Source organism: Janibacter sp. Y6, assembly GCF_040900765.1.
Classification (GTDB): domain Bacteria; phylum Actinomycetota; class Actinomycetes; order Actinomycetales; family Dermatophilaceae; genus Marihabitans; species Marihabitans melonis.
Map to the genome: position 1 here is coordinate 183,854 of NZ_JAKLYZ010000004.1, position 20,846 is coordinate 204,699.

Here is a 20,846-nt window from a genome sequence, read left to right on the forward strand (position 1 = left end):
CCCCGATGTCCACCGCTCGGACGGCTTCTGGCCGTCTGTCCTTCGCGAAGATTCGCGAGCCCCTGGAGGTCCCCGACCTCCTCGCCCTGCAGACCGAGAGCTTCGACTGGCTGCTGGGCAACCAGCGCTGGCAGGAGCGGGTCGCCGCATCTGAGGCGTCCGGGCGCGGTGAGCTGTCACGCAAGTCCGGCCTCGACGAGATCTTCGAGGAGATCTCCCCGATCGAGGACTTCTCCGGCTCGATGTCCCTCTCCTTCTCGGAGGGTCGCTTCGAGGACCCCAAGTACTCCATGGACGACTGCAAGGAGCGCGACCAGACCTACTCGGCGCCGCTCTTCGTCACCGCGGAGTTCATGAACGCCGAGACCGGCGAGATCAAGAGCCAGACCGTCTTCATGGGCGACTTCCCGCTCATGACCGACCGCGGCACCTTCATCATCAACGGCACCGAGCGTGTCGTCGTCTCCCAGCTCGTGCGCAGCCCCGGCGTGTACTTCGAGCGCAGCGCCGACAAGACCTCCGACAAGGACATCTACTCGGCGAAGGTCATCCCCAGCCGCGGTGCGTGGCTCGAGTTCGAGATCGACAAGCGCGACATGGTCGGCGTGCGCGTCGACCGCAAGCGCAAGCAGCCGGTGACCACCCTGCTCAAGGCGCTCGGCATGAGCGAGGCCGAGATCCGCGAGGAGTTCGGCCAGTACGAGTCGATGAACCTCACCCTCGAGAAGGACCACCTCGAGAGCCAGGACCAGGCGCTGCTCGACCTCTACCGCAAGCTGCGCCCGGGCGAGCCGCCGACCCGTGAGGCCGCCCAGAACCTCCTGGACAACCTCTACTTCAACGGCAAGCGCTACGACCTGGCCAAGGTCGGTCGCTACAAGATGAACCGCAAGCTGGGTGTCGAGGTCGGTCTGGACGCCTCGGTCCTCACGCTCGACGACATCGTCGCGACGCTCAAGTACCTCGTCGCCCTCCACGCCGGCTCCGCGACCCTGCCCGGGACGCGCAACGGCGAGGCCGTCGAGGTCCCCGTCGAGACCGACGACATCGACCACTTCGGCAACCGTCGCGTCCGCAGCGTCGGCGAGCTCATCCAGAACCAGGTCCGTACCGGCCTGTCGCGGATGGAGCGCGTCGTGCGCGAGCGCATGACGACCCAGGACGTCGAGGCGATCACCCCGCAGACCCTGATCAACATCCGCCCCGTCGTGGCGTCGATCAAGGAGTTCTTCGGGACCAGCCAGCTCTCGCAGTTCATGGACCAGAACAACCCGCTGTCGGGCCTGACGCACAAGCGTCGCCTCTCGGCGCTGGGCCCCGGCGGCATCTCGCGTGACCGCGCCCAGATGGAGGTCCGTGACGTCCACCCGTCGCACTACGGCCGCATGTGCCCGATCGAGACCCCTGAGGGCCCGAACATCGGCCTCATCGGCTCGCTCGCCAGCTACGGGCGGATCAACTCCTTCGGCTTCATCGAGACTCCGTACCGCAAGGTCGAGGACGGGGTCGTCTCCGACGACGTCGTCTACATCTCCGCGGACGAGGAGGACAAGTTCGTCGTCGCCCAGGCCAACGCCGAGCTCGACGACAAGGGCCGCTTCGTCGGTGACCGCGTCCTCGCCCGCACCAAGGGCGGCGAGGTCGACCAGATCCCGGCCGAGGACGTCGACTACATGGACGTCTCCCCGCGCCAGATGGTCTCCGCGGCCACCGCGATGATCCCCTTCCTCGAGCACGACGACGCGAACCGCGCGCTCATGGGCGCCAACATGCAGCGTCAGGCCGTCCCGCTCGTGCGGGCCGAGGCCCCCTTCGTCGGCACCGGCATGGAGTACCGGGCGGCGCTCGACTCCGGTGACGTCGTGCGCTCCGAGAAGGCCGGTGTCGTCACCGAGGTCTCCGCCGACCTCGTGACGGTCACCCACGACGAGGGCGGCAGCCGCTCGTACAAGATCATGAAGTTCTCCCGCTCCAACCAGGGCAACAGCTACAACCAGCGCGTCATGGTCGCCGAGGGCGACCGCGTCGAGGCCGGCCAGCTCATCGCCGACGGTCCTGCGACCGACGGCGGCGAGATGGCGCTGGGTCGCAACCTGCTCGTGGCCTTCATGCCCTGGGAGGGCTACAACTACGAGGACGCGATCATCCTCAGCCAGCGTCTCGTGCAGGACGACGTCCTGTCCTCGATCCACATCGAGGAGCACGAGGTCGACGCGCGCGACACCAAGCTCGGCCCCGAGGAGATCACCCGGGACATCCCGAACGTCTCCGAGGAGGTCCTCGCCGACCTCGACGAGCGCGGCATCATCCGCATCGGCGCCGAGGTCCGCGACGGCGACCTGCTCGTCGGCAAGGTCACGCCGAAGGGCGAGACCGAGCTCACCCCGGAGGAGCGCCTGCTCCGCGCGATCTTCGGCGAGAAGGCGCGCGAGGTCCGCGACACCTCGATGAAGGTCCCCCACGGCGAGACCGGCACGGTCATCGGCGTCAAGGTCTTCGACAAGGACGAGGGCGACGAGCTCCCCCCGGGCGTCAACCAGCTCGTGCGGGTCTACGTGGCGAACAAGCGCAAGATCACCGACGGCGACAAGCTCGCCGGTCGCCACGGCAACAAGGGCGTCATCTCCAAGATCCTCCCGGTCGAGGACATGCCCTTCCTCGAGGACGGCACCCCCGTGGACGTCGTGCTCAACCCGCTCGGCGTGCCCGGTCGTATGAACATCGGCCAGATCCTCGAGCTGCACCTCGGCTGGGCGGCCAGCCGCGGCTGGGAGATCGAGGGCAACCCCGACTGGGCCCGGATGATCCCGCAGGACGCGCGTGCGGCCGAGCCGAACACCCGTGTCGCCAGCCCTGTCTTCGACGGTGCGGGCGAGGACGAGATCCGCGGTCTGCTCGACTCGACGCGGCCCACCCGTGACGGCGTGCGCCTCATCGACTCCAGCGGCAAGGCGAGCCTGTTCGACGGCCGCTCCGGCGAGCCTTACCCGGACCCCGTGTCCGTGGGCTACATGTACATCCTCAAGCTGCACCACCTCGTGGACGACAAGATCCACGCGCGCAGCACGGGTCCGTACTCGATGATCACCCAGCAGCCGCTCGGTGGTAAGGCCCAGTTCGGTGGCCAGCGCTTCGGCGAGATGGAGGTGTGGGCCCTCGAGGCCTACGGCGCCTCCTACGCGCTGCAGGAGCTGCTCACCATCAAGTCCGACGACGTCAACGGCCGCGTGAAGGTCTACGAGGCCATCGTCAAGGGGGACAACATCCCCGAGCCGGGCATCCCCGAGTCCTTCAAGGTGCTCATCAAGGAGATGCAGTCCCTCTGCCTCAACGTCGAGGTGCTCAACTCCGAGGGCGGCACCATCGAGATGCGCGACTCCGAGGACGACGTCTTCCGCGCTGCCGAGGAGCTCGGGATCGACCTGTCCCGCCGCGAGCCCGCCTCGGTCGAAGAGGTCTGAGCCGATCGGCCGAAGGGGTGAGATCTCACCCCTTCGGCCGGCCGGACGGCCCCACCACCCCCACAGACCTCTACGACCCACACGACTTCTCGACACCACCATCGAGAGAGACGAGAGAAGGACACACGTGCTCGACGTCAACTTCTTCGACGAGCTGCGCATCGGCCTCGCCAGCGCCAACGACATCCGTACCTGGAGCCACGGCGAGGTCAAGAAGCCGGAGACCATCAACTACCGCACCCTCAAGCCCGAGAAGGAGGGTCTGTTCTGCGAGCGCATCTTCGGACCCACCCGGGACTGGGAGTGCTCCTGCGGCAAGTACAAGCGCGTCCGCTTCAAGGGCATCATCTGCGAGCGCTGCGGCGTCGAGGTGACCCGCGCCGGTGTGCGCCGTGAGCGGATGGGCCACATCGAGCTCGCCGCCCCCGTCACCCACATCTGGTACTTCAAGGGCGTCCCGAGCCGTCTCGGGTACCTCCTCGACCTCGCCCCGAAGGACCTCGAGAAGGTCATCTACTTCGCGGCCTACATGATCACCAGCGTCGACGAGGACGCCCGCCACGAGCAGCTGCCCTCGCTCGAGGCCGGCATCGAGACCGAGCGCAAGGCGATGGAGAACCGTCGCGACGCCGACGTCGACGCCCGGGCCAAGAAGCTCGAGCAGGACATCGCGGCCCTCGAGGCCGAGGGTGCCAAGTCCGACGCGAAGCGCAAGGTCCGCGACTCGGCCGAGCGCGAGATGAACCAGATCCGCAAGCGCGCCGACCAGCAGATCGAGCGTCTCAACCAGGTCTGGGACCGCTTCAAGAACCTCAAGGTCCAAGACCTCGAGGGCGACGAGGTCCTCTACCGCGAGATGCGTGACCGCTTCGGCATGTTCTTCGAGGGCGGGATGGGCGCCGCGGCGATCCAGAAGCGTCTCGAGACCTTCGACCTGCAGGCCGAGCAGCTCGCGCTGCGCGAGATCATCGCGACCGGCAAGGGCCAGAAGAAGACCCGCGCCCTCAAGCGCCTCAAGGTCGTCACGGCCTTCCTCACCACCGACAACGAGCCGGCCGGCATGGTCCTCGACGTGGTCCCGGTCATCCCCCCGGACCTGCGCCCGATGGTCCAGCTCGACGGCGGTCGTTTCGCGACCTCGGACCTCAACGACCTGTACCGCCGGGTCATCAACCGCAACAACCGCCTCAAGCGACTGCTCGACCTCGGCGCGCCCGAGATCATCGTCAACAACGAGAAGCGGATGCTGCAGGAGGCCGTCGACAACCTCTTCGACAACGGCCGTCGCGGTCGCGCCGTCACCGGCCCGGGCAACCGGCCGCTGAAGTCGCTGTCCGACATGCTCAAGGGCAAGCAGGGGCGCTTCCGTCAGAACCTGCTCGGCAAGCGCGTCGACTACTCGGCCCGTTCGGTCATCGTCGTCGGACCGCAGCTCAAGCTCCACCAGTGCGGTCTGCCGAAGGTCATGGCGCTCGAGCTCTTCAAGCCCTTCGTCATGAAGCGGCTCGTCGACCTCGACCACGCGCAGAACATCAAGTCCGCCAAGCGGATGGTCGAGCGTCAGCGCTCGGTCGTGTGGGACGTCCTTGAAGAGGTCATCACCGAGCACCCCGTGCTGCTCAACCGCGCGCCCACGCTGCACCGTCTGGGCATCCAGGCCTTCGAGCCCCAGCTCGTCGAGGGCAAGGCCATCCAGATCCACCCGCTCGTCTGCACCGCCTTCAACGCGGACTTCGACGGTGACCAGATGGCGGTGCACCTCCCGCTCTCCGCGGAGGCCCAGGCCGAGGCCCGCATCCTCATGCTGTCCTCGAACAACATCCTCAAGCCGGCGGACGGCCGCCCCGTGACCATGCCCACCCAGGACATGATCATCGGCCTCTTCCACCTCACCTCCGCCCTCGCGGTGGAGGACGAGGAGGCGCCGCTGCGCTCCTTCGCCACGGTCGCCGAGGCGCGGATGGCCTACGACGCCGGGCAGATCCAGGTCGGCACGCCGATCCGGGTCCGTCTCGGTGACGTCGTCCCGCCGCTCGCCGCGGAGCTGCCCGAGGGCGTCGAGCGCGACGAGGACGGCGCGGTCGCCGTCTGGACCGCCCCGACGACCCTGGGTCGCGCCCTCTTCAACGAGGCGCTGCCGGTGCACTACCCCTTCGTCGACGAGCCCGTCGACAAGAAGCGCCTGTCGACGATCGTCAACGACCTCGCCGAGCGCTACTCCAAGGTGCAGGTCGCGGCGTCCCTCGACGCGCTCAAGGAGGCCGGCTACTACTGGGCCTCCCGCTCCGGCACGACGGTCGCGCTGAGCGACGTCGTCACCCCGTCGCGCAAGCCCGAGATCCTCGAGGGCTACGAGACGAAGGCGACGAAGGTCCAGACCCAGTACGAGCGCGGTCTCATCACCGACGACGAGCGTCGTCAGGAGCTCATCGAGATCTGGACGCAGGCGACCAACGAGGTCGCGGCGGAGATGCAGCAGAACTTCCCCAAGGACAACCCGATCTTCCGCATGGTGAGCTCGGGTGCCCGTGGTAACTGGTTCCAGCTGCGCCAGATCGCCGGCATGCGTGGCCTCATGGCCAACCCGAAGGGCGAGATCATCCCCCGCCCGATCCGCACGAACTTCCGTGAGGGTCTGTCGGTCGTCGAGTTCTTCATCTCCACGCACGGCGCCCGCAAGGGTCTGGCCGACACCGCGCTGCGGACGGCCGACTCGGGCTACCTCACCCGTCGTCTCGTCGACGTCTCCCAGGACGTCATCATCCGCGAGGACGACTGCGGTACCGAGCGCGGCCTGCCGATGCTCATCGCCCAGCACGACGAGACGACCGGCACCCGCCGGCTGCACGACGACGTCGAGTTCACCGCGTACGCCCGCTGCCTGGCCAGCGAGGTCACCGGCGAGGACGGCTCCGTCCTGGCCGCCGCGGGCTCCGACCTCGGCGACGTCGTCATCGGTCAGCTCTACGAGGCCGGCGTCGACGAGGTGAAGGTCCGCTCGGTCCTCACCTGCGAGTCGCGGGTCGGCACGTGCGCGAAGTGCTACGGCCGCTCGCTGGCCACCGGTCAGCTCGTCGACATCGGCGAGGCCGTCGGCATCATCGCGGCGCAGTCGATCGGCGAGCCCGGCACCCAGCTGACGATGCGCACCTTCCACACCGGTGGTGTGGCCGGTGACGACATCACGCAGGGTCTGCCGCGCGTCGTCGAGCTCTTCGAGGCGCGCACGCCCAAGGGTGTCGCCCCGATCGCGGAGGCCAACGGCCGGATCACGATCGAGGACACCGACAAGGCGCGCCGTCTGCTGCTGACGACGGACGCCGACGGCGAGGAGCACGCCTACCCGGTGAGCAAGCGCGCGCGCCTGCTCGTCGAGGACGGCCAGCACGTCGAGGTGGGCACCCAGCTCGTCGTCGGTGCGATCGACCCGAAGCAGGTCCTGCGCATCCTCGGCCCGCGGGCGACGCAGAAGCACCTCGTCGACGAGGTGCAGCACGTCTACCGCCAGCAGGGCGTGTCGATCCACGACAAGCACATCGAGGTCATCGTGCGCCAGATGCTGCGTCGGATCACCGTCCTCGAGTCGGGCGAGACGGGTCTGCTCCCGGGCATGCTCGCCGAGCGCGCCCGCTTCGAGGAGGCCAACCGCCGCACCGTCGCCGAGGGCGGTCGTCCCGCCGCGGGTCGTCCCGAGCTCATGGGCATCACCAAGGCCTCGCTCGCGACCGACTCCTGGCTCTCCGCCGCCTCCTTCCAGGAGACGACCCGCGTCCTCACGGAGGCCGCGATGGAGGGCAAGAGCGACCCGCTGCTCGGCCTCAAGGAGAACGTCATCCTCGGCAAGCTCATCCCCGCCGGTACGGGCCTGGCCCGCTACAACAACACGACGGTGGAGCCGACCGAGGAGGCCCGTGCGGCGATGTACACGCTGCCGAGCTACGACGAGTACGCCTACCCGGTCTTCGGCCCGGGCAGCGGCGAGGCCGTCCGCCTCGACGACGCAGAGCTCGGTCTCGACCGCCTCTGAGTCGCCGCGTCGCCTCGAAGGGGGGACCTCCCGCGCACGTCGCGGGGGGTCCCCCTTCGTCGTCCGCAGACCCTCCGGGGGAGCAGAAGCCCGAGAAATGGGGGGACACGCCCTGCGTGCTGGTTCGCCAAACCCGCACCGACGTGGTGGAGTAAGAGGGTTCGCGACGCACCACCGCACAGATTGGGAGATCCCACATGAACAAGTCCGAGCTCGCCAGCGCCGTCGCCGAGAAGGCCGGCGTCTCCGCCTCCTCGGCGGCCGAGGTCATCACCGCCCTGCAGGAGGTCCTCTCCACGCAGGTCGCCAAGGGCGAGAAGGTCACGGTCCCCGGCTTCTTCAGCCTCGAGCGTGTCGAGCGCGCCGAGCGCAAGGGCCGCAACCCGCAGACCGGCGCCGAGATGACCATCCCCGGTGGCTACGCCGCCAAGCTCTCGGCCGGCTCCGCCCTCAAGGCTGCTGCCAAGGGCTGATCGCCACCGCGACCGCGCAGGGCGCGTGCCCGGGCTCGCCGCCCGGCACGCGCCCTGCGGCGTCCCCGGGTGGCACGCGGGGGAGCCGGGTGGCGCCGGGGGAGCACCGCGGGCGAGGATGAGGGCGTGGTCGACGAGCGCAGGCGCGAGGACGTGGCCATGAGCGTGCGCGCCAGCGCCGCCCGATGGGCCCTCGGTGCCGTCCTCGCGGTGGGGGCGCTCGTCCTGCTCCTCAAGCCCGGTGGTGTCTCCAAGCTGCTCGGGCTGGCCCTCGGCGTGGCGGCCGTGAGCGTGCTCGTGCGACGCGACCGCAGCAGCGCGACGATCCTCGCCGTCGCCCTCGGCCTCATCGCCGCCTTCTTCGTCCTCGCCTTCCTCACCGGCAACTCCGCATGGATCACAGACAGGTACACCCGATGACCCTCGACCAGCGCGCCCTGCGCGACCGGCTCGTGCTGCGCCAGGCGGCGCCCGGCGACGACCGCGCGATCGCCGCGCTCACCGACGCCGCCTTCGTCGCGGTGGGGGAGGAGAGCGTCGAGCGCCGGCTGCTGCGCGAGCTCGCCGCCGACGGGGACCTCGTGCCCGAGCTGACCCTCGTCGCCGAGGTCGACGCCGAGCTCGTCGGGCACGTCGCCTGCTCGTGGGGCACGATCGGCGAGCAGCCCGCGATCGGTCTCGGCCCGATCAGCGTGCGCCCCGACCTCCAGCGCCGCGGCATCGGCGGCACGCTCATGAGCGCGGTCGTCGCCACGGCCGACCAGCGCGGCGACGCCGTCGTCGTCCTGCTCGGCGACCCGGCCTACTACGGCTTCTTCGGCTTCGTGCCGGCGAGCACGCTGGGCATCACCTCGCCCGGGCCCTGGCGCGACGCATACTTCCAGGCCAAGCCGCTGCGGGCCTGGCGACCGGAGATGGCCGGCGCCTTCCGGTACGCCCCGGCCTTCGAGCGCATCGAGGGCTAGCACGAGCAGGCGCGTCCGCGGGGGACCTCGACGGGGCGATTTGTGACGGTGTGCACCCCGCCGGTATCGTGGGTCTTCGTGTGCATGCGCCGCCGTGAGGTGGCAGGTGCCACCGCCGGTGCGGCGAAGGTCCTCGGACCCGGACCGCACCACCCCTCTCGCCGGGCGCCTCGCACGGCCTCCTGCTCGCAGGTGAGCCGCCGGGGAGTGCAGGGGAGAGCACCGCTCGACACTCCTGACCTCGGGGGCTGGGCGGTAGTCCAAGGAGCGTGACGTGGCCCCGGCCGCCCACGCAAGAACATCAACCCGTACGGAGACATCAGGTTGCCTACCATCAACCAGCTGGTGCGCAAGGGCCGGCAGGACAAGGTCACGAAGACGACCACGCCTGCCCTCAAGGGCTCGCCGCAGCGCCGCGGTGTGTGCACGCGCGTGTACACCACCACCCCCAAGAAGCCGAACTCCGCCCTTCGTAAGGTCGCCCGCGTGCGCCTCACGTCCGGCATCGAGGTCACCGCCTACATCCCGGGCGTCGGTCACAACCTCCAGGAGCACTCGATCGTGCTCGTGCGTGGCGGCCGTGTGAAGGACCTCCCCGGTGTCCGCTACAAGATCGTCCGCGGCTCCCTCGACACCCAGGGTGTCAAGGGTCGCCAGCAGGCTCGTAGCCGCTACGGCGCCAAGAAGGAGAAGAAGTAATGCCTCGCAAGGGTCCCGCCCCGAAGCGCCCCCTGGTCATCGACCCGGTCTACAGCAGCCCGCTCGTCACCCAGCTCGTCAACAAGATCCTCCTCGACGGCAAGAAGTCCATCGCCGAGTCGATCGTGTACGACGCGCTCGAGGGCGTGCGTGAGAAGACCGGCACCGACCCCGTCCAGACGCTCAAGCGCGCTCTCGACAACGTCAAGCCGAGCCTCGAGGTCAAGTCCCGCCGCGTCGGCGGTGCGACCTACCAGGTCCCGATCGAGGTCAAGCCGAACCGCGCGACGACCCTGTCGCTGCGCTGGCTCGTCGGCTACGCCCGTCAGCGTCGCGAGAAGACGATGACCGACCGCCTCATGAACGAGATCCTCGACGCGAGCAACGGTCTCGGCGCCGCGGTGAAGCGTCGCGAGGACACCCACAAGATGGCCGAGTCGAACAAGGCCTTCGCGCACTACCGCTGGTAGTCAGCGCCCCCGCGAAGGGGGACCGGACCGGTCCCCCTTCGCCTCCGGGCCGACCGGCCCACCCCAGAGCTTGACCACCCGCACGAGCGAGAGAGACATACGTGGCACAGGACGTCCTGACGGATCTCAACAAGGTCCGCAACATCGGCATCATGGCGCACATCGACGCCGGCAAGACGACGACGACTGAGCGCATCCTCTTCTACACCGGTGTCAACCACAAGATCGGTGAGACCCACGACGGTGCGAGCACCACCGACTGGATGGAGCAGGAGAAGGAGCGCGGCATCACGATCACGTCCGCCGCGGTCACCTCGTTCTGGGAGGGCACCCAGATCAACATCATCGACACCCCCGGGCACGTCGACTTCACCGTCGAGGTCGAGCGCTCGCTGCGCGTCCTCGACGGCGCCGTCGCCGTCTTCGACGGCAAGGAGGGTGTCGAGCCCCAGTCCGAGACGGTCTGGCGCCAGGCGGACAAGTACGACGTCCCCCGCATCGCCTTCGTCAACAAGATGGACAAGCTGGGCGCCGACTTCTACTTCACCGTCGACACCATCAAGGACCGCCTCGGCGCGGAGCCGCTCGTCATGCAGCTCCCCATCGGTGCCGAGAACGACTTCGTCGGTGTCGTCGACCTCATCTACATGCGCGCTCTCGTGTGGCCCGGCGACGCCAAGGGCGACGTGACCATGGGTGCGGCCTACGAGGTCCAGGAGATCCCCGCGGACCTGCTCGAGAAGGCCGAGGAGTACCGCAACCACCTCGTCGAGCGCGTCGCCGAGTCCGACGACGCCCTCATGGAGAAGTACCTCGGCGGCGAGGAGCTCACCGTCGACGAGCTCAAGGCCGGCATCCGCCAGCTGACGATCACCTCGCAGCTCTACCCGATCTTCTGCGGCTCCGCCTTCAAGAACCGCGGCGTGCAGCCGGTCCTCGACGCCGTCAAGGACTACCTCCCCAGCCCGCTGGACGTGCCCCCCATGCACGGTCATGCCATGGGCAAGGAGGACGTCGAGGTCGTGCGCAAGCCGAGCAAGGACGAGCCCTTCTCGGCGCTCGCCTTCAAGGTCGCGTCGCACCCCTTCTTCGGCACGCTCACCTTCATCCGGGTCTACTCCGGGCACATCTCCTCCGGCACCGGGGTCATCAACTCGACCAAGGGCAAGAAGGAGCGCATCGGCAAGCTCTTCCAGATGCACGCCAACAAGGAGAACCCGGTCGACGAGGCGATGGCCGGCCACATCTACGCCGCCATCGGTCTCAAGAGCACGACGACCGGTGACACGCTGAGCGACGTCGACAACCCCGTCGTCCTCGAGTCGATGACCTTCCCCGAGCCGGTCATCCAGGTCGCCATCGAGCCCAAGACCAAGAGCGACCAGGAGAAGCTGGGCACCGCGATCCAGAAGCTCGCCGAGGAGGACCCGACCTTCCAGGTCTCGCTCGACGAGGAGACCGGTCAGACGATCATCGCCGGCATGGGCGAGCTCCACCTCGACATCCTCGTCGACCGCATGAAGCGCGAGTTCAAGGTCGAGGCGAACGTCGGCAAGCCGCAGGTCGCCTACCGCGAGACCATCCGTCGCGCGGTCGAGAAGTACGACTACACGCACAAGAAGCAGACCGGTGGCTCGGGCCAGTTCGCGAAGGTCCAGGTGACCATCGAGCCGCTCGACACGACCGAGGGCGAGCTCTACGAGTTCAAGAACGCCGTCACCGGTGGTCGCGTGCCCAAGGAGTACATCCCCAGCGTCGACAACGGCATCCAGGACGCCATGCAGTACGGCGTGCTCGCGGGCTACCCGCTCGTCGGCATCAAGGCCACGCTGGTCGACGGCGCCTACCACGACGTCGACTCCTCGGAGATGGCGTTCAAGATCGCCGGCTCGATGGTCCTCAAGGAGGCCGTCCGCAAGGCCGACCCGGTCCTGCTCGAGCCGATGATGGCCGTCGAGGTGCGCACGCCCGAGGACTACATGGGCGACGTCATCGGCGACATCAACTCCCGCCGTGGCCAGATCCAGGGCATGGAGGACATCTCGGGCGCGAAGATCGTCCGCGGTCTCGTCCCGCTGTCGGAGATGTTCGGCTACGTCGGCGACCTGCGCTCCAAGACGCAGGGCCGGGCGAACTTCTCCATGGAGTTCGACTCCTACGCGGAGGTCCCCAAGGCCGTCGCCGAGGAGATCATCAAGAAGACCCGCGGCGAGTGACGGGTAGCATTACCCGAAACCCGGCGCTCACCAGCACCACCACGTACGACGCCATGTCCTGCCGGACCAAGGCGTAACCCGAAGAAGAAAGTCCTGAGGAGGACAAGCAAGTGGCGAAGGCAAAGTTCGAGCGGTCCAAGCCGCACGTCAACATCGGCACCATCGGTCACATCGACCACGGCAAGACGACGCTGACGGCCGCGATCTCCAAGGTCCTGCACGACAAGTACCCGGACCTGAACGAGGCGTCCCCGTTCGACTCGATCGACAAGGCGCCCGAGGAGAAGCAGCGCGGCATCACGATCTCCATCGCGCACATCGAGTACCAGACGGAGAAGCGTCACTACGCGCACGTCGACTGCCCCGGGCACGCCGACTACGTGAAGAACATGATCACCGGTGCCGCTCAGATGGACGGCGCGATCCTCGTGGTCGCCGCCACTGACGGCCCGATGCCGCAGACGAAGGAGCACGTCCTCCTGGCCCGCCAGGTCGGCGTCCCCTACATCGTCGTGGCCCTCAACAAGGCCGACATGGTCGACGACGAGGAGATCATGGAGCTCGTCGAGATGGAGGTCCGCGAGCTGCTGTCCTCCTACGAGTTCCCCGGCGACGACGTCCCGGTGGTCAAGGTCTCCGCTCTCAAGGCCCTCGAGGGTGACGAGAAGTGGGGCAACTCGGTCGCCGAGCTCATGGACGCGGTGGACGAGTACATCCCCGAGCCCGAGCGCGACATCGACAAGCCGTTCCTCATGCCCGTCGAGGACGTCTTCACGATCACCGGTCGTGGCACCGTCGTCACCGGTCGTATCGAGCGCGGCATCCTCAACGTCAACGAGGAGATCGAGATCGTCGGCATCAAGGACGAGAAGACCACCACCACGGTCACCGGCATCGAGATGTTCCGCAAGCTCCTCGACGAGGGTCGTGCGGGCGAGAACGTCGGCCTCCTGCTGCGCGGCACCAAGCGCGAGGACGTCGAGCGCGGCCAGGTCATCTGCAAGCCGGGCTCGATCACCCCGCACACGCAGTTCGAGGGCCAGGTCTACATCCTCGGCAAGGAGGAGGGCGGCCGTCACACGCCGTTCTACGACAACTACCGTCCGCAGTTCTACTTCCGCACCACGGACGTCACCGGTGTCGTGGACCTGCCCGAGGGCACCGAGATGGTCATGCCCGGCGACAACACCGACATGAAGGTCGAGCTCATCCAGCCGATCGCCATGGAGGAGGGCCTGAAGTTCGCCATCCGCGAGGGTGGTCGTACGGTCGGCGCCGGTCGCGTCACCAAGATCATCAAGTGATCTCCCGCTGACCTCGGTCAGCACCGAAGGGGCCCTGCCGCACGGCAGGGCCCCTTCGTCGTCCTCCGGCAGCGCCCTAAGACGTAGGCTGGCCGAGCCCGAACGAGAGGAAGGCGGAGCATGGCGAGCACAGGCGAGGCGGCGGCGAAGGGGTCGACCGCACCCGACCCGGAGGACCCCCGCAAGCCCGACAACCCCCCCGAGCTGAAGGGGAGGACGTGGGGCTACTCGCTCAAGAGCGCGCTCGGCGAGTTCACCCGTGACCAGTGCACCGACCTGGCGGCGGCGCTGACCTACTACTCGGTGCTCTCCCTCTTCCCGGCGCTGCTCGCACTCGTCTCGCTGCTCGGCGTCTTCGGGCAGGGGGAGACGACCGTCCAGGCCCTGCTCGACATCGTCGACGACATCGGACCGTCGACGGCGGCCGAGCAGCTGAGGGGTCCGGTCACGAGCATGGTCGGTGCCAGCGGCGCCGGCCTCACCCTCGTCGTCGGTCTCGCCGGCGCCCTGTGGTCGGCGTCGGGGTACGTGGGGGCCTTCGGGCGCGCGATGAACCGGATCTATGACATCGACGAGGGTCGGCCGGTGTGGAAGCTGCGCCCCCAGATGCTGCTGCTCACCGCCGGCCTCGTCGTCATGGCGGCCCTCATCCTCCTCGGGCTGACGGTGTCGGGCCCGGTCGCAGAGAGCATCGGCTCGGTCATCGGTCTGGGTGACACCGCGGTCACCGTGTGGAACATCGCCAAATGGCCGGTGATCCTGCTGCTCGTCGTCGTGATGATCGCCTCGCTGTACTACTTCACCCCGAACGTGCGGCAGCCGAAGTTCACCTGGGTCAGCCCGGGGGCGGGCCTGGCGATCGTCGTCGCGATCCTCGCCTCCGTCGGCTTCGGCTTCTACGTGGCGAACTTCGGCAAGTACAACGAGACCTACGGCTCGCTCGCGGGCGTCATCGTCTTCCTGCTGTGGCTGTGGATCATCAACAACGTGCTCCTGCTCGGCGCCGAGCTCGACTCCGAGCTCGAGCGCGGGCGCCAGCTCCAGGCGGGGATCAAGGCCGAGGAGACCCTCCAGCTGCCGCCCCGAGACACCCGCCAGTCCGACAAGGCGGCCGAGAAGCTCGACGAGCACATCGAGCAGGGTCGCGCTCTGCGCTACGAGAGCGTCCGCGAGCAGGGCGGCTCGCTCGCCGACGAGGCGCCCCAGGGCGGCTCGAGCAAGGACTGAGGGATCCCCCTTCGCCCCCGGCGCGACGCGCCACGCACGACGTGGTGCGGGCGCCGGCGAAGGGGGAGTGCTAGGTCGATTTGGCCGCCTCGCCCCGCCTCTGGCACACTGGGTGGGTTGCTTGATGCACGCCGGGTACTCACGTGCCCGTCGTGGACCCTGGTGAAACGCATCGAACCGCTGCACGACGGCGGGGCGACACACCGGATGGATCAAGTTCCGGCTCGACCGGACTGCCGACTCGGACGTCATATCTATGGGATGACGTGCGCCGCGGAACGGGTGCGACACACCCGACCGCGTGGGTCGGACGCCCGGGCGAGACGAACCACAGACCACTGCACGACGGCGAGAAAGAGACAAGGCTCAGATGGCCGGACAGAAGATCCGCATCCGACTGAAGTCGTATGACCACGAGGTCATCGACAGCTCGGCGCGCAAGATCGTCGACACGGTGACCCGTGCCGGCGCCACCGTTGTTGGCCCTGTGCCGCTGCCCACGGAGAAGAACGTCTTCTGCGTGATCCGGTCGCCGCACAAGTACAAGGACAGCCGCGAGCACTTCGAGATGCGTACCCACAAGCGCCTCATCGACATCATCGACCCGACGCCGAAGGCCGTCGACTCGCTCATGCGACTCGACCTGCCGGCGGACGTCAACATCGAGATCAAGCTCTGATCGCAGGGACGACGTTATGACTACTGTTATCGACAAGACCGTCAAGGGTGTCCTCGGCGAGAAGCTCGGTATGACCCAGGTCTGGGACGACGAGAACCGCCTCGTCCCGGTGACCGTCATCCAGGCTGGCCCGTGTGTCGTCACCCAGGTCCGCACCACCGGCACCGACGGCTACGACGCCGTCCAGATCGCCTACGGGTCCATCGACCCGCGCAAGGTGAACAAGCCGGAGGCCGGGCACTTCGCCAAGGCCGGGGTCACCCCGCGCCGCTACAGCATCGAGATGCGCACGGCTGACGCCTCGCAGTACTCGCTCGGCCAGGAGCTGACCGCCGAGACCTTCGCCGGTGGCGAGAAGATCGACGTCACCGCGACGACCAAGGGCAAGGGCTTCGCCGGCGTCATGAAGCGTCACGGCTTCCACGGCGTGAGCTCCTCGCACGGTGCGCACAAGAACCACCGCAAGCCGGGCTCCATCGGTGGCTGCGCCACCCCGGGCCGTGTCTTCAAGGGCATGCGCATGGCCGGCCGCATGGGTGGCGTGCGCCAGACCACCCAGAACCTGACGATCCACGCCGTCGACGCCGAGAAGGGTCTGCTGCTCGTCAAGGGCGCCGTCCCCGGCCCCCGCGGCAGCGTCGTCCTCGTCCGCAACGCGGTGAAGGGAGCCTGACGTGCCGACCATCGACATCCTCAGCCCGGCCGGCCAGAAGTCCGGCACGGTGGACCTGCCCGCCGAGATCTTTGACGTGCAGACCAACGTCCCCCTGATCCACCAGGTGGTCGTCGCCCAGCTCGCCGCGGCGCGCCAGGGCACGCACTCGACGAAGACCCGCGGCGAGGTCCGCGGCGGTGGGCGCAAGCCGTACCGCCAGAAGGGCACCGGCCGCGCCCGTCAGGGCTCGACCCGCGCGCCGCAGTTCGCCGGCGGTGGCGTCGTCCACGGCCCGCAGCCGCGTGACTACAGCCAGCGCACGCCCAAGAAGATGAAGGCCGCCGCCCTGCGCGGGGCCCTCTCGGACCGGGCTCGCCACGGCCGCATCCACGTGATGTCCGCCCTCGTCGAGGGCGACGCCCCGTCGACGAAGTCGGTCGCCGGCGTCCTCGGCTCGCTCTCGGAGCGCAAGAACCTCCTCGTGGTCCTCGACCGCTCGGACGTCCTGTCGACCAAGAGCGTGCGCAACCTCGCCGACGTCCACGTCCTGTGGGCCGACCAGCTCAACACCTACGACGTGCTCTGCGCGGACGACGTGGTCTTCACCCAGGCCGCGCTCGACGCCTTCGTCGCCGGTCCCGCCACGAAGACCGAGGAGGTCGCCAAGTGAGCACCACCGTCAAGGACCCCCGCGACATCCTCATCCGTCCGGTCGTCTCGGAGAAGTCGTACGCGCTGCTCGATGAGGGCAAGTACACCTTCCTCGTCGACCCGCGGGCCAACAAGACCGAGATCAAGATCGCCGTCGAGCAGATCTTCGAGGTCAAGGTCGACTCGGTCCACACCATGAACCGCCCGGGCAAGACGCGCCGTACCCGCTTCGGGATCGGCAAGCGCAAGGACACCAAGCGTGCGATCGTCACCCTCCGCGAGGGCTCGATCGACATCTTCGGTGGCCAGGGCTGAAGGTAGAGGAACGTAACCATGGGTATCCGTAAGTACAAGCCGACCACGCCCGGTCGCCGCGGCAGCTCCGTCGCCGACTTCGTCGAGGTGACCCGGTCCACGCCGGAGAAGTCCCTCGTCCGTCCGCTGAGCAAGTCCGGTGGCCGCAACGCCAGCGGTCGTATCACGACCCGTCACATCGGTGGTGGCCACAAGCGCGCCTACCGTGTCATCGACTTCCGTCGTCACGACAAGGACGGGGTGCCGGCCAAGGTCGCGCACATCGAGTACGACCCCAACCGCACCGCGCGCATCGCGCTGCTGCACTACGCCGACGGCGAGAAGCGCTACATCCTCGCGCCGAACAAGCTCAAGCAGCACGACCCGATCGAGGCCGGCCCTGGTGCCGACATCAAGCCGGGCAACAACCTGCCGCTGCGCAACATCCCGACCGGTACGACGATCCACGCGGTCGAGCTGCGTCCGGGCGGCGGCGCCAAGCTGGCCCGCTCGGCCGGCACGAGCATCCAGCTCCTCGGCAAGGAGGGCCCCTACGCCACGCTGCGCATGCCCTCCGGTGAGATCCGTCGCGTCGACGTGCGCTGCCGCGCCACCGTCGGCGAGGTCGGCAACGCCGAGCAGAGCAACATCAACTGGGGCAAGGCAGGCCGCATGCGCTGGAAGGGCAAGCGCCCGACCGTCCGTGGTGTCGTCATGAACCCCGTGGACCACCCGCACGGCGGTGGCGAGGGACGCACCTCTGGTGGCCGTCACCCCGTCTCCCCGTGGGGCCAGCCGGAGGGCCGGACCCGACGTCCGGGCAAGGCGAGCGACAAGCTCATCGTCCGCCGCCGTCGTACTGGCAAGAAGCGCTGAGTAGGAGCCTGAGACATGCCTCGTAGTTTGAAGAAGGGCCCCTTCATCGACGACCACCTTCAGAAGAAGGTGGACGCTCAGAACGAAGCGGGCAGCAAGAACGTCATCAAGACCTGGTCTCGCCGATCGGTCATCAGCCCCGACATGCTCGGGCACACCTTCGCCGTGCACGACGGCCGCAAGCACGTCCCGGTGTTCGTCACCGAGGCGATGGTCGGTCACAAGCTCGGCGAGTTCGCACCGACCCGCACCTTCCGCGGTCACGTGAAGGACGACAAGAAGGGACGGCGTCGCTGATGGCTACCGACACCACCCAGACCCCCGCCCTTGAGGCCCGGGCTGTCGCGCGTCACACGCGCATCACCCCGATGAAGGCCCGACGGGTCGTCGACCTCATCCGTGGCAAGGACACCCAGACCGCCATCGCGACGCTCATGTACGCGCCGCAGGCTGCCTCGGAGCAGACCCTCAAGGTCCTGCAGTCCGCCATCGCGAATCTGCGCGTCCGCTCGGACGAGCTCGGTGAGCCCTTCGACGAGCGCAACCTCGTCGTCTCGGCCGCCTTCGTGGACGAGGGCCCGACGATGAAGCGGTTCCGTCCGCGTGCGCAGGGTCGCGCCGGCCGGATCAACAAGCGCACGAGCCACATCACCGTGGTCGTCACCGCGAAGCCTGAGAAGGCCGCGAAGGGAGGGACCCGCTGATGGGTCAGAAGATCAACCCGCACGGCTTCCGCCTGGGTATCACCACCGACCACAAGAGCCGCTGGTTCGCCGACTCCAACAAGGAGGGGCAGCGCTACCGCGACTACGTCAAGGAAGACGTCGCGATCCGCAAGCTGCTCTCGACGGGCATGGAGCGCGCCGGCATCGCCCGCGTGGAGATCGAGCGCACGCGTGACCGCGTCCGCGTCGACATCCACACCGCGCGTCCGGGCATCGTCATCGGTCGCCGCGGCGCCGAGGCCGACCGCATCCGCGGCGAGCTCGAGAAGCTCACCGGCAAGCAGGTCCAGCTGAACATCCTCGAGGTCAAGAACCCCGAGATCGAGGCTCAGCTCGTCGCCCAGGGCATCGCCGAGCAGCTCGCTGCTCGTGTGACCTTCCGTCGCGCCATGCGCAAGGGCATCCAGTCCTCGCAGCGCGCCGGTGCCAAGGGCATCCGGATCCAGTGCTCCGGTCGTCTCGGCGGCGCCGAGATGTCCCGCAGCGAGTTCTACCGCGAGGGTCGCGTGCCGCTGCACACCCTCCGCGCGAACATCGACTACGGCTTCTACGAGGCCCGCACGACCTTCGGCCGTATCGGCGTCAAGGTCTGGATCTACAAGGGCGACATGACGGAGAAGGAGTTCGCCGCGCAGCAGGCGTCCGCCGCCCCGCGTGGCCGCGGCCCCCGCCGCGACCGCGACGACCGTCCCGCCCGTGCCCGTCGCAACGACCAGGGCTCCGCCCCGCAGGCCACCGAGGCTCCCGCCGAGGCCCCGGCCGCGTCCGCCCCGAGCACCGAGGGAGAGAACCGCTGATGCTCATTCCTCGTCGAGTGAAGCACCGCAAGCAGCACCACCCGAAGCGTTCGGGGATGGCCAAGGGCGGCACGACGATCGCCTTCGGTGACTACGGCCTCCAGGCTCTCGAGCCGGCCTACGTCACCAACCGCCAGATCGAGTCTGCTCGTATCGCCATGACCCGCTACATGAAGCGTGGCGGCAAGGTGTGGATCAACATCTACCCCGACCGTCCGCTCACGAAGAAGCCTGCTGAGACCCGCATGGGTTCCGGCAAGGGTTCGCCCGAGTGGTGGGTCGCCAACGTCAAGCCCGGCCGCGTCATGTTCGAGCTCTCCGGCGTCTCGGAAGAGGTCGCCCGCGAGGCCATGCGTCTGGCCATGCACAAGCTGCCGATGAAGTGCCGCTTCATCGCGCGTGAAGGTGGTGACATCTGATGGCAGTCGGATCCAAGGACCTGACTCCCTCGGACCTGCGTGAGCTGGCCGACGACCGTCTGGTCGACGAGCTGCGCAAGGCCAAGGAGGAGCTCTTCAACCTCCGTTTCCAGTCGGCCACCGGCCAGCTGGAGTCCCACGGCCGGCTGCGCGCCGTCCGCAAGGACATCGCCCGGATCTACACCGAGATGCGTGAGCGCGAGCTGCGCATCGGTCAGGGCCCCAGCACGACGGACGGGACCGGTGAGAGCAAGTGAGCGAGAACGTGAAGGATGAGACCGTGACCGAGGCGCGCAACTACCGCAAGGCCCGCCGTGGCTACGTCGTCAGCGACAAGATGGACAAGACCGTCGTCGTCGAGGTCGAGGACCGCGTCAAGCACGCGCTCTACGGCAAGGTCATGCGCAAGAGCCACAAGGTGAAGGCGCACGACGAGGCGAACTCCGCCGGTATCGGCGACCACGTCCTCATCATGGAGACCCGCCCGCTGTCGGCGACGAAGCGCTGGCGCCTCGTCGAGATTCTGGAGAAGGCCAAGTGATCCAGCAAGAGTCCCGTCTCCGGGTGGCCGACAACACCGGCGCCAAGGAGATCCTGTGCATCCGCGTGCTCGGCGGCTCCGGCCGTCGCTACGCCGGCATCGGCGACACCATCGTGGCGACCGTCAAGGACGCGATCCCTGGCGGCAACGTCAAGAAGGGTGACGTCGTCAAGGCCGTCATCGTGCGCACGACCAAGGAGCGTCGCCGCGTCGATGGCTCCTACATCAAGTTCGACGAGAACGCCGCCGTGATCCTCAAGAACGACGGTGACCCCCGTGGCACCCGCATCTTCGGCCCTGTCGGCCGCGAGCTGCGCGACAAGAAGTTCATGAAGATCGTGTCGCTGGCGCCGGAGGTGCTCTGAGC

At 68.2% G+C, this 20,846-nt stretch carries 22 protein-coding genes; all 22 read left to right on the forward strand.

Annotated features, from left to right (window positions below; all coding sequences use genetic code 11):
• Window positions 1-5 precede the first annotated feature (5 nt).
• The 22 genes from rpoB to rplN all read left to right on the forward strand — a co-directional run bounded on the left by rpoB (window position 6) and on the right by rplN (window position 20,844).
• The gene (gene rpoB, locus L6241_RS11180; protein ID WP_368246258.1) at window positions 6-3,461 is read left to right on the forward strand and encodes a DNA-directed RNA polymerase subunit beta; all 3,456 of its coding nucleotides are present in this window, start codon (window positions 6-8) and stop codon (window positions 3,459-3,461) included.
• A 127-nt stretch (window positions 3,462-3,588) separates the two neighbouring features.
• Window positions 3,589-7,488: a DNA-directed RNA polymerase subunit beta' gene (locus tag L6241_RS11185; protein ID WP_368246259.1), complete on the forward strand. Its 3,900-nt coding sequence runs from the start codon at window positions 3,589-3,591 to the stop codon at window positions 7,486-7,488.
• Window positions 7,489-7,685: 197 nt separating this feature from the next.
• Complete coding sequence (locus L6241_RS11190) at window positions 7,686-7,961, forward strand: HU family DNA-binding protein (protein WP_068277078.1); 276 nt, start codon at window positions 7,686-7,688, stop codon at window positions 7,959-7,961.
• Between the two features lie 159 nt (window positions 7,962-8,120).
• Window positions 8,121-8,381, forward strand: a complete 261-nt coding sequence (locus L6241_RS11195) for a hypothetical protein (protein WP_192826482.1) — start codon at window positions 8,121-8,123, stop codon at window positions 8,379-8,381.
• Window positions 8,378-8,926 (forward strand): GNAT family N-acetyltransferase, encoded by a 549-nt coding sequence (locus L6241_RS11200; protein ID WP_368246261.1) that lies wholly within the window; start codon window positions 8,378-8,380, stop codon window positions 8,924-8,926. Before L6241_RS11195 ends, L6241_RS11200 begins: the two co-directional genes overlap by 4 nt.
• 324 nt (window positions 8,927-9,250) lie before the next feature.
• Window positions 9,251-9,625, forward strand: coding sequence for a 30S ribosomal protein S12 (rpsL, locus tag L6241_RS11205; protein ID WP_068277083.1), 375 nt, complete (start codon window positions 9,251-9,253; stop codon window positions 9,623-9,625).
• Complete coding sequence (rpsG, locus tag L6241_RS11210; RefSeq protein WP_123092238.1) at window positions 9,625-10,095, forward strand: 30S ribosomal protein S7; 471 nt, start codon at window positions 9,625-9,627, stop codon at window positions 10,093-10,095. The genes rpsL and rpsG overlap by 1 nt, the downstream gene beginning before the upstream one ends.
• A gap of 101 nt (window positions 10,096-10,196) precedes the next feature.
• Window positions 10,197-12,311, forward strand: a complete 2,115-nt coding sequence (gene fusA, locus L6241_RS11215; RefSeq protein ID WP_368246264.1) for an elongation factor G — start codon at window positions 10,197-10,199, stop codon at window positions 12,309-12,311.
• Between the two features lie 110 nt (window positions 12,312-12,421).
• The gene (gene tuf / locus L6241_RS11220) at window positions 12,422-13,615 is read left to right on the forward strand and encodes an elongation factor Tu (protein ID WP_123092236.1); all 1,194 of its coding nucleotides are present in this window, start codon (window positions 12,422-12,424) and stop codon (window positions 13,613-13,615) included.
• Window positions 13,616-13,735: 120 nt separating this feature from the next.
• Window positions 13,736-14,842, forward strand: a complete 1,107-nt coding sequence (locus L6241_RS11225) for a YihY/virulence factor BrkB family protein (protein WP_252974652.1) — start codon at window positions 13,736-13,738, stop codon at window positions 14,840-14,842.
• A gap of 370 nt (window positions 14,843-15,212) precedes the next feature.
• Window positions 15,213-15,521, forward strand: coding sequence for a 30S ribosomal protein S10 (gene rpsJ, locus L6241_RS11230; protein WP_012867945.1), 309 nt, complete (start codon window positions 15,213-15,215; stop codon window positions 15,519-15,521).
• A 16-nt stretch (window positions 15,522-15,537) separates the two neighbouring features.
• On the forward strand, window positions 15,538-16,194 hold the full coding sequence (gene rplC / locus L6241_RS11235) for a 50S ribosomal protein L3 (protein ID WP_191562938.1): 657 nt from the start codon (window positions 15,538-15,540) through the stop codon (window positions 16,192-16,194).
• A 1-nt stretch (window position 16,195) separates the two neighbouring features.
• Window positions 16,196-16,846, forward strand: a complete 651-nt coding sequence (rplD, locus tag L6241_RS11240) for a 50S ribosomal protein L4 (RefSeq protein WP_068277100.1) — start codon at window positions 16,196-16,198, stop codon at window positions 16,844-16,846.
• The gene (gene rplW, locus L6241_RS11245; protein WP_068277101.1) at window positions 16,843-17,142 is read left to right on the forward strand and encodes a 50S ribosomal protein L23; all 300 of its coding nucleotides are present in this window, start codon (window positions 16,843-16,845) and stop codon (window positions 17,140-17,142) included. Before rplD ends, rplW begins: the two co-directional genes overlap by 4 nt.
• Before the next feature lie 18 nt (window positions 17,143-17,160).
• The gene (gene rplB, locus L6241_RS11250) at window positions 17,161-17,997 is read left to right on the forward strand and encodes a 50S ribosomal protein L2 (RefSeq protein WP_068277103.1); all 837 of its coding nucleotides are present in this window, start codon (window positions 17,161-17,163) and stop codon (window positions 17,995-17,997) included.
• Window positions 17,998-18,012: 15 nt separating this feature from the next.
• Window positions 18,013-18,294, forward strand: coding sequence for a 30S ribosomal protein S19 (gene rpsS / locus L6241_RS11255; protein WP_068277107.1), 282 nt, complete (start codon window positions 18,013-18,015; stop codon window positions 18,292-18,294).
• The gene (gene rplV / locus L6241_RS11260; protein WP_123092234.1) at window positions 18,294-18,701 is read left to right on the forward strand and encodes a 50S ribosomal protein L22; all 408 of its coding nucleotides are present in this window, start codon (window positions 18,294-18,296) and stop codon (window positions 18,699-18,701) included. Before rpsS ends, rplV begins: the two co-directional genes overlap by 1 nt.
• Window positions 18,701-19,519 carry a 30S ribosomal protein S3 gene (gene rpsC, locus L6241_RS11265; protein WP_068277115.1) on the forward strand — a complete coding sequence of 273 codons (819 nt, stop codon included), beginning with the start codon at window positions 18,701-18,703 and terminating at the stop codon, window positions 19,517-19,519. The genes rplV and rpsC overlap by 1 nt, the downstream gene beginning before the upstream one ends.
• A complete protein-coding gene (rplP, locus tag L6241_RS11270) occupies window positions 19,519-19,938 on the forward strand; it encodes a 50S ribosomal protein L16 (protein ID WP_068277117.1) in 420 nt (139 codons plus the stop codon). The genes rpsC and rplP overlap by 1 nt, the downstream gene beginning before the upstream one ends.
• On the forward strand, window positions 19,938-20,195 hold the full coding sequence (rpmC, locus tag L6241_RS11275; RefSeq protein WP_068277123.1) for a 50S ribosomal protein L29: 258 nt from the start codon (window positions 19,938-19,940) through the stop codon (window positions 20,193-20,195). The genes rplP and rpmC overlap by 1 nt, the downstream gene beginning before the upstream one ends.
• A complete protein-coding gene (gene rpsQ / locus L6241_RS11280) occupies window positions 20,192-20,479 on the forward strand; it encodes a 30S ribosomal protein S17 (protein ID WP_290125443.1) in 288 nt (95 codons plus the stop codon). The genes rpmC and rpsQ overlap by 4 nt, the downstream gene beginning before the upstream one ends.
• The gene (gene rplN / locus L6241_RS11285; RefSeq protein WP_068277134.1) at window positions 20,476-20,844 is read left to right on the forward strand and encodes a 50S ribosomal protein L14; all 369 of its coding nucleotides are present in this window, start codon (window positions 20,476-20,478) and stop codon (window positions 20,842-20,844) included. Before rpsQ ends, rplN begins: the two co-directional genes overlap by 4 nt.
• Window positions 20,845-20,846: the final 2 nt, after the last annotated feature.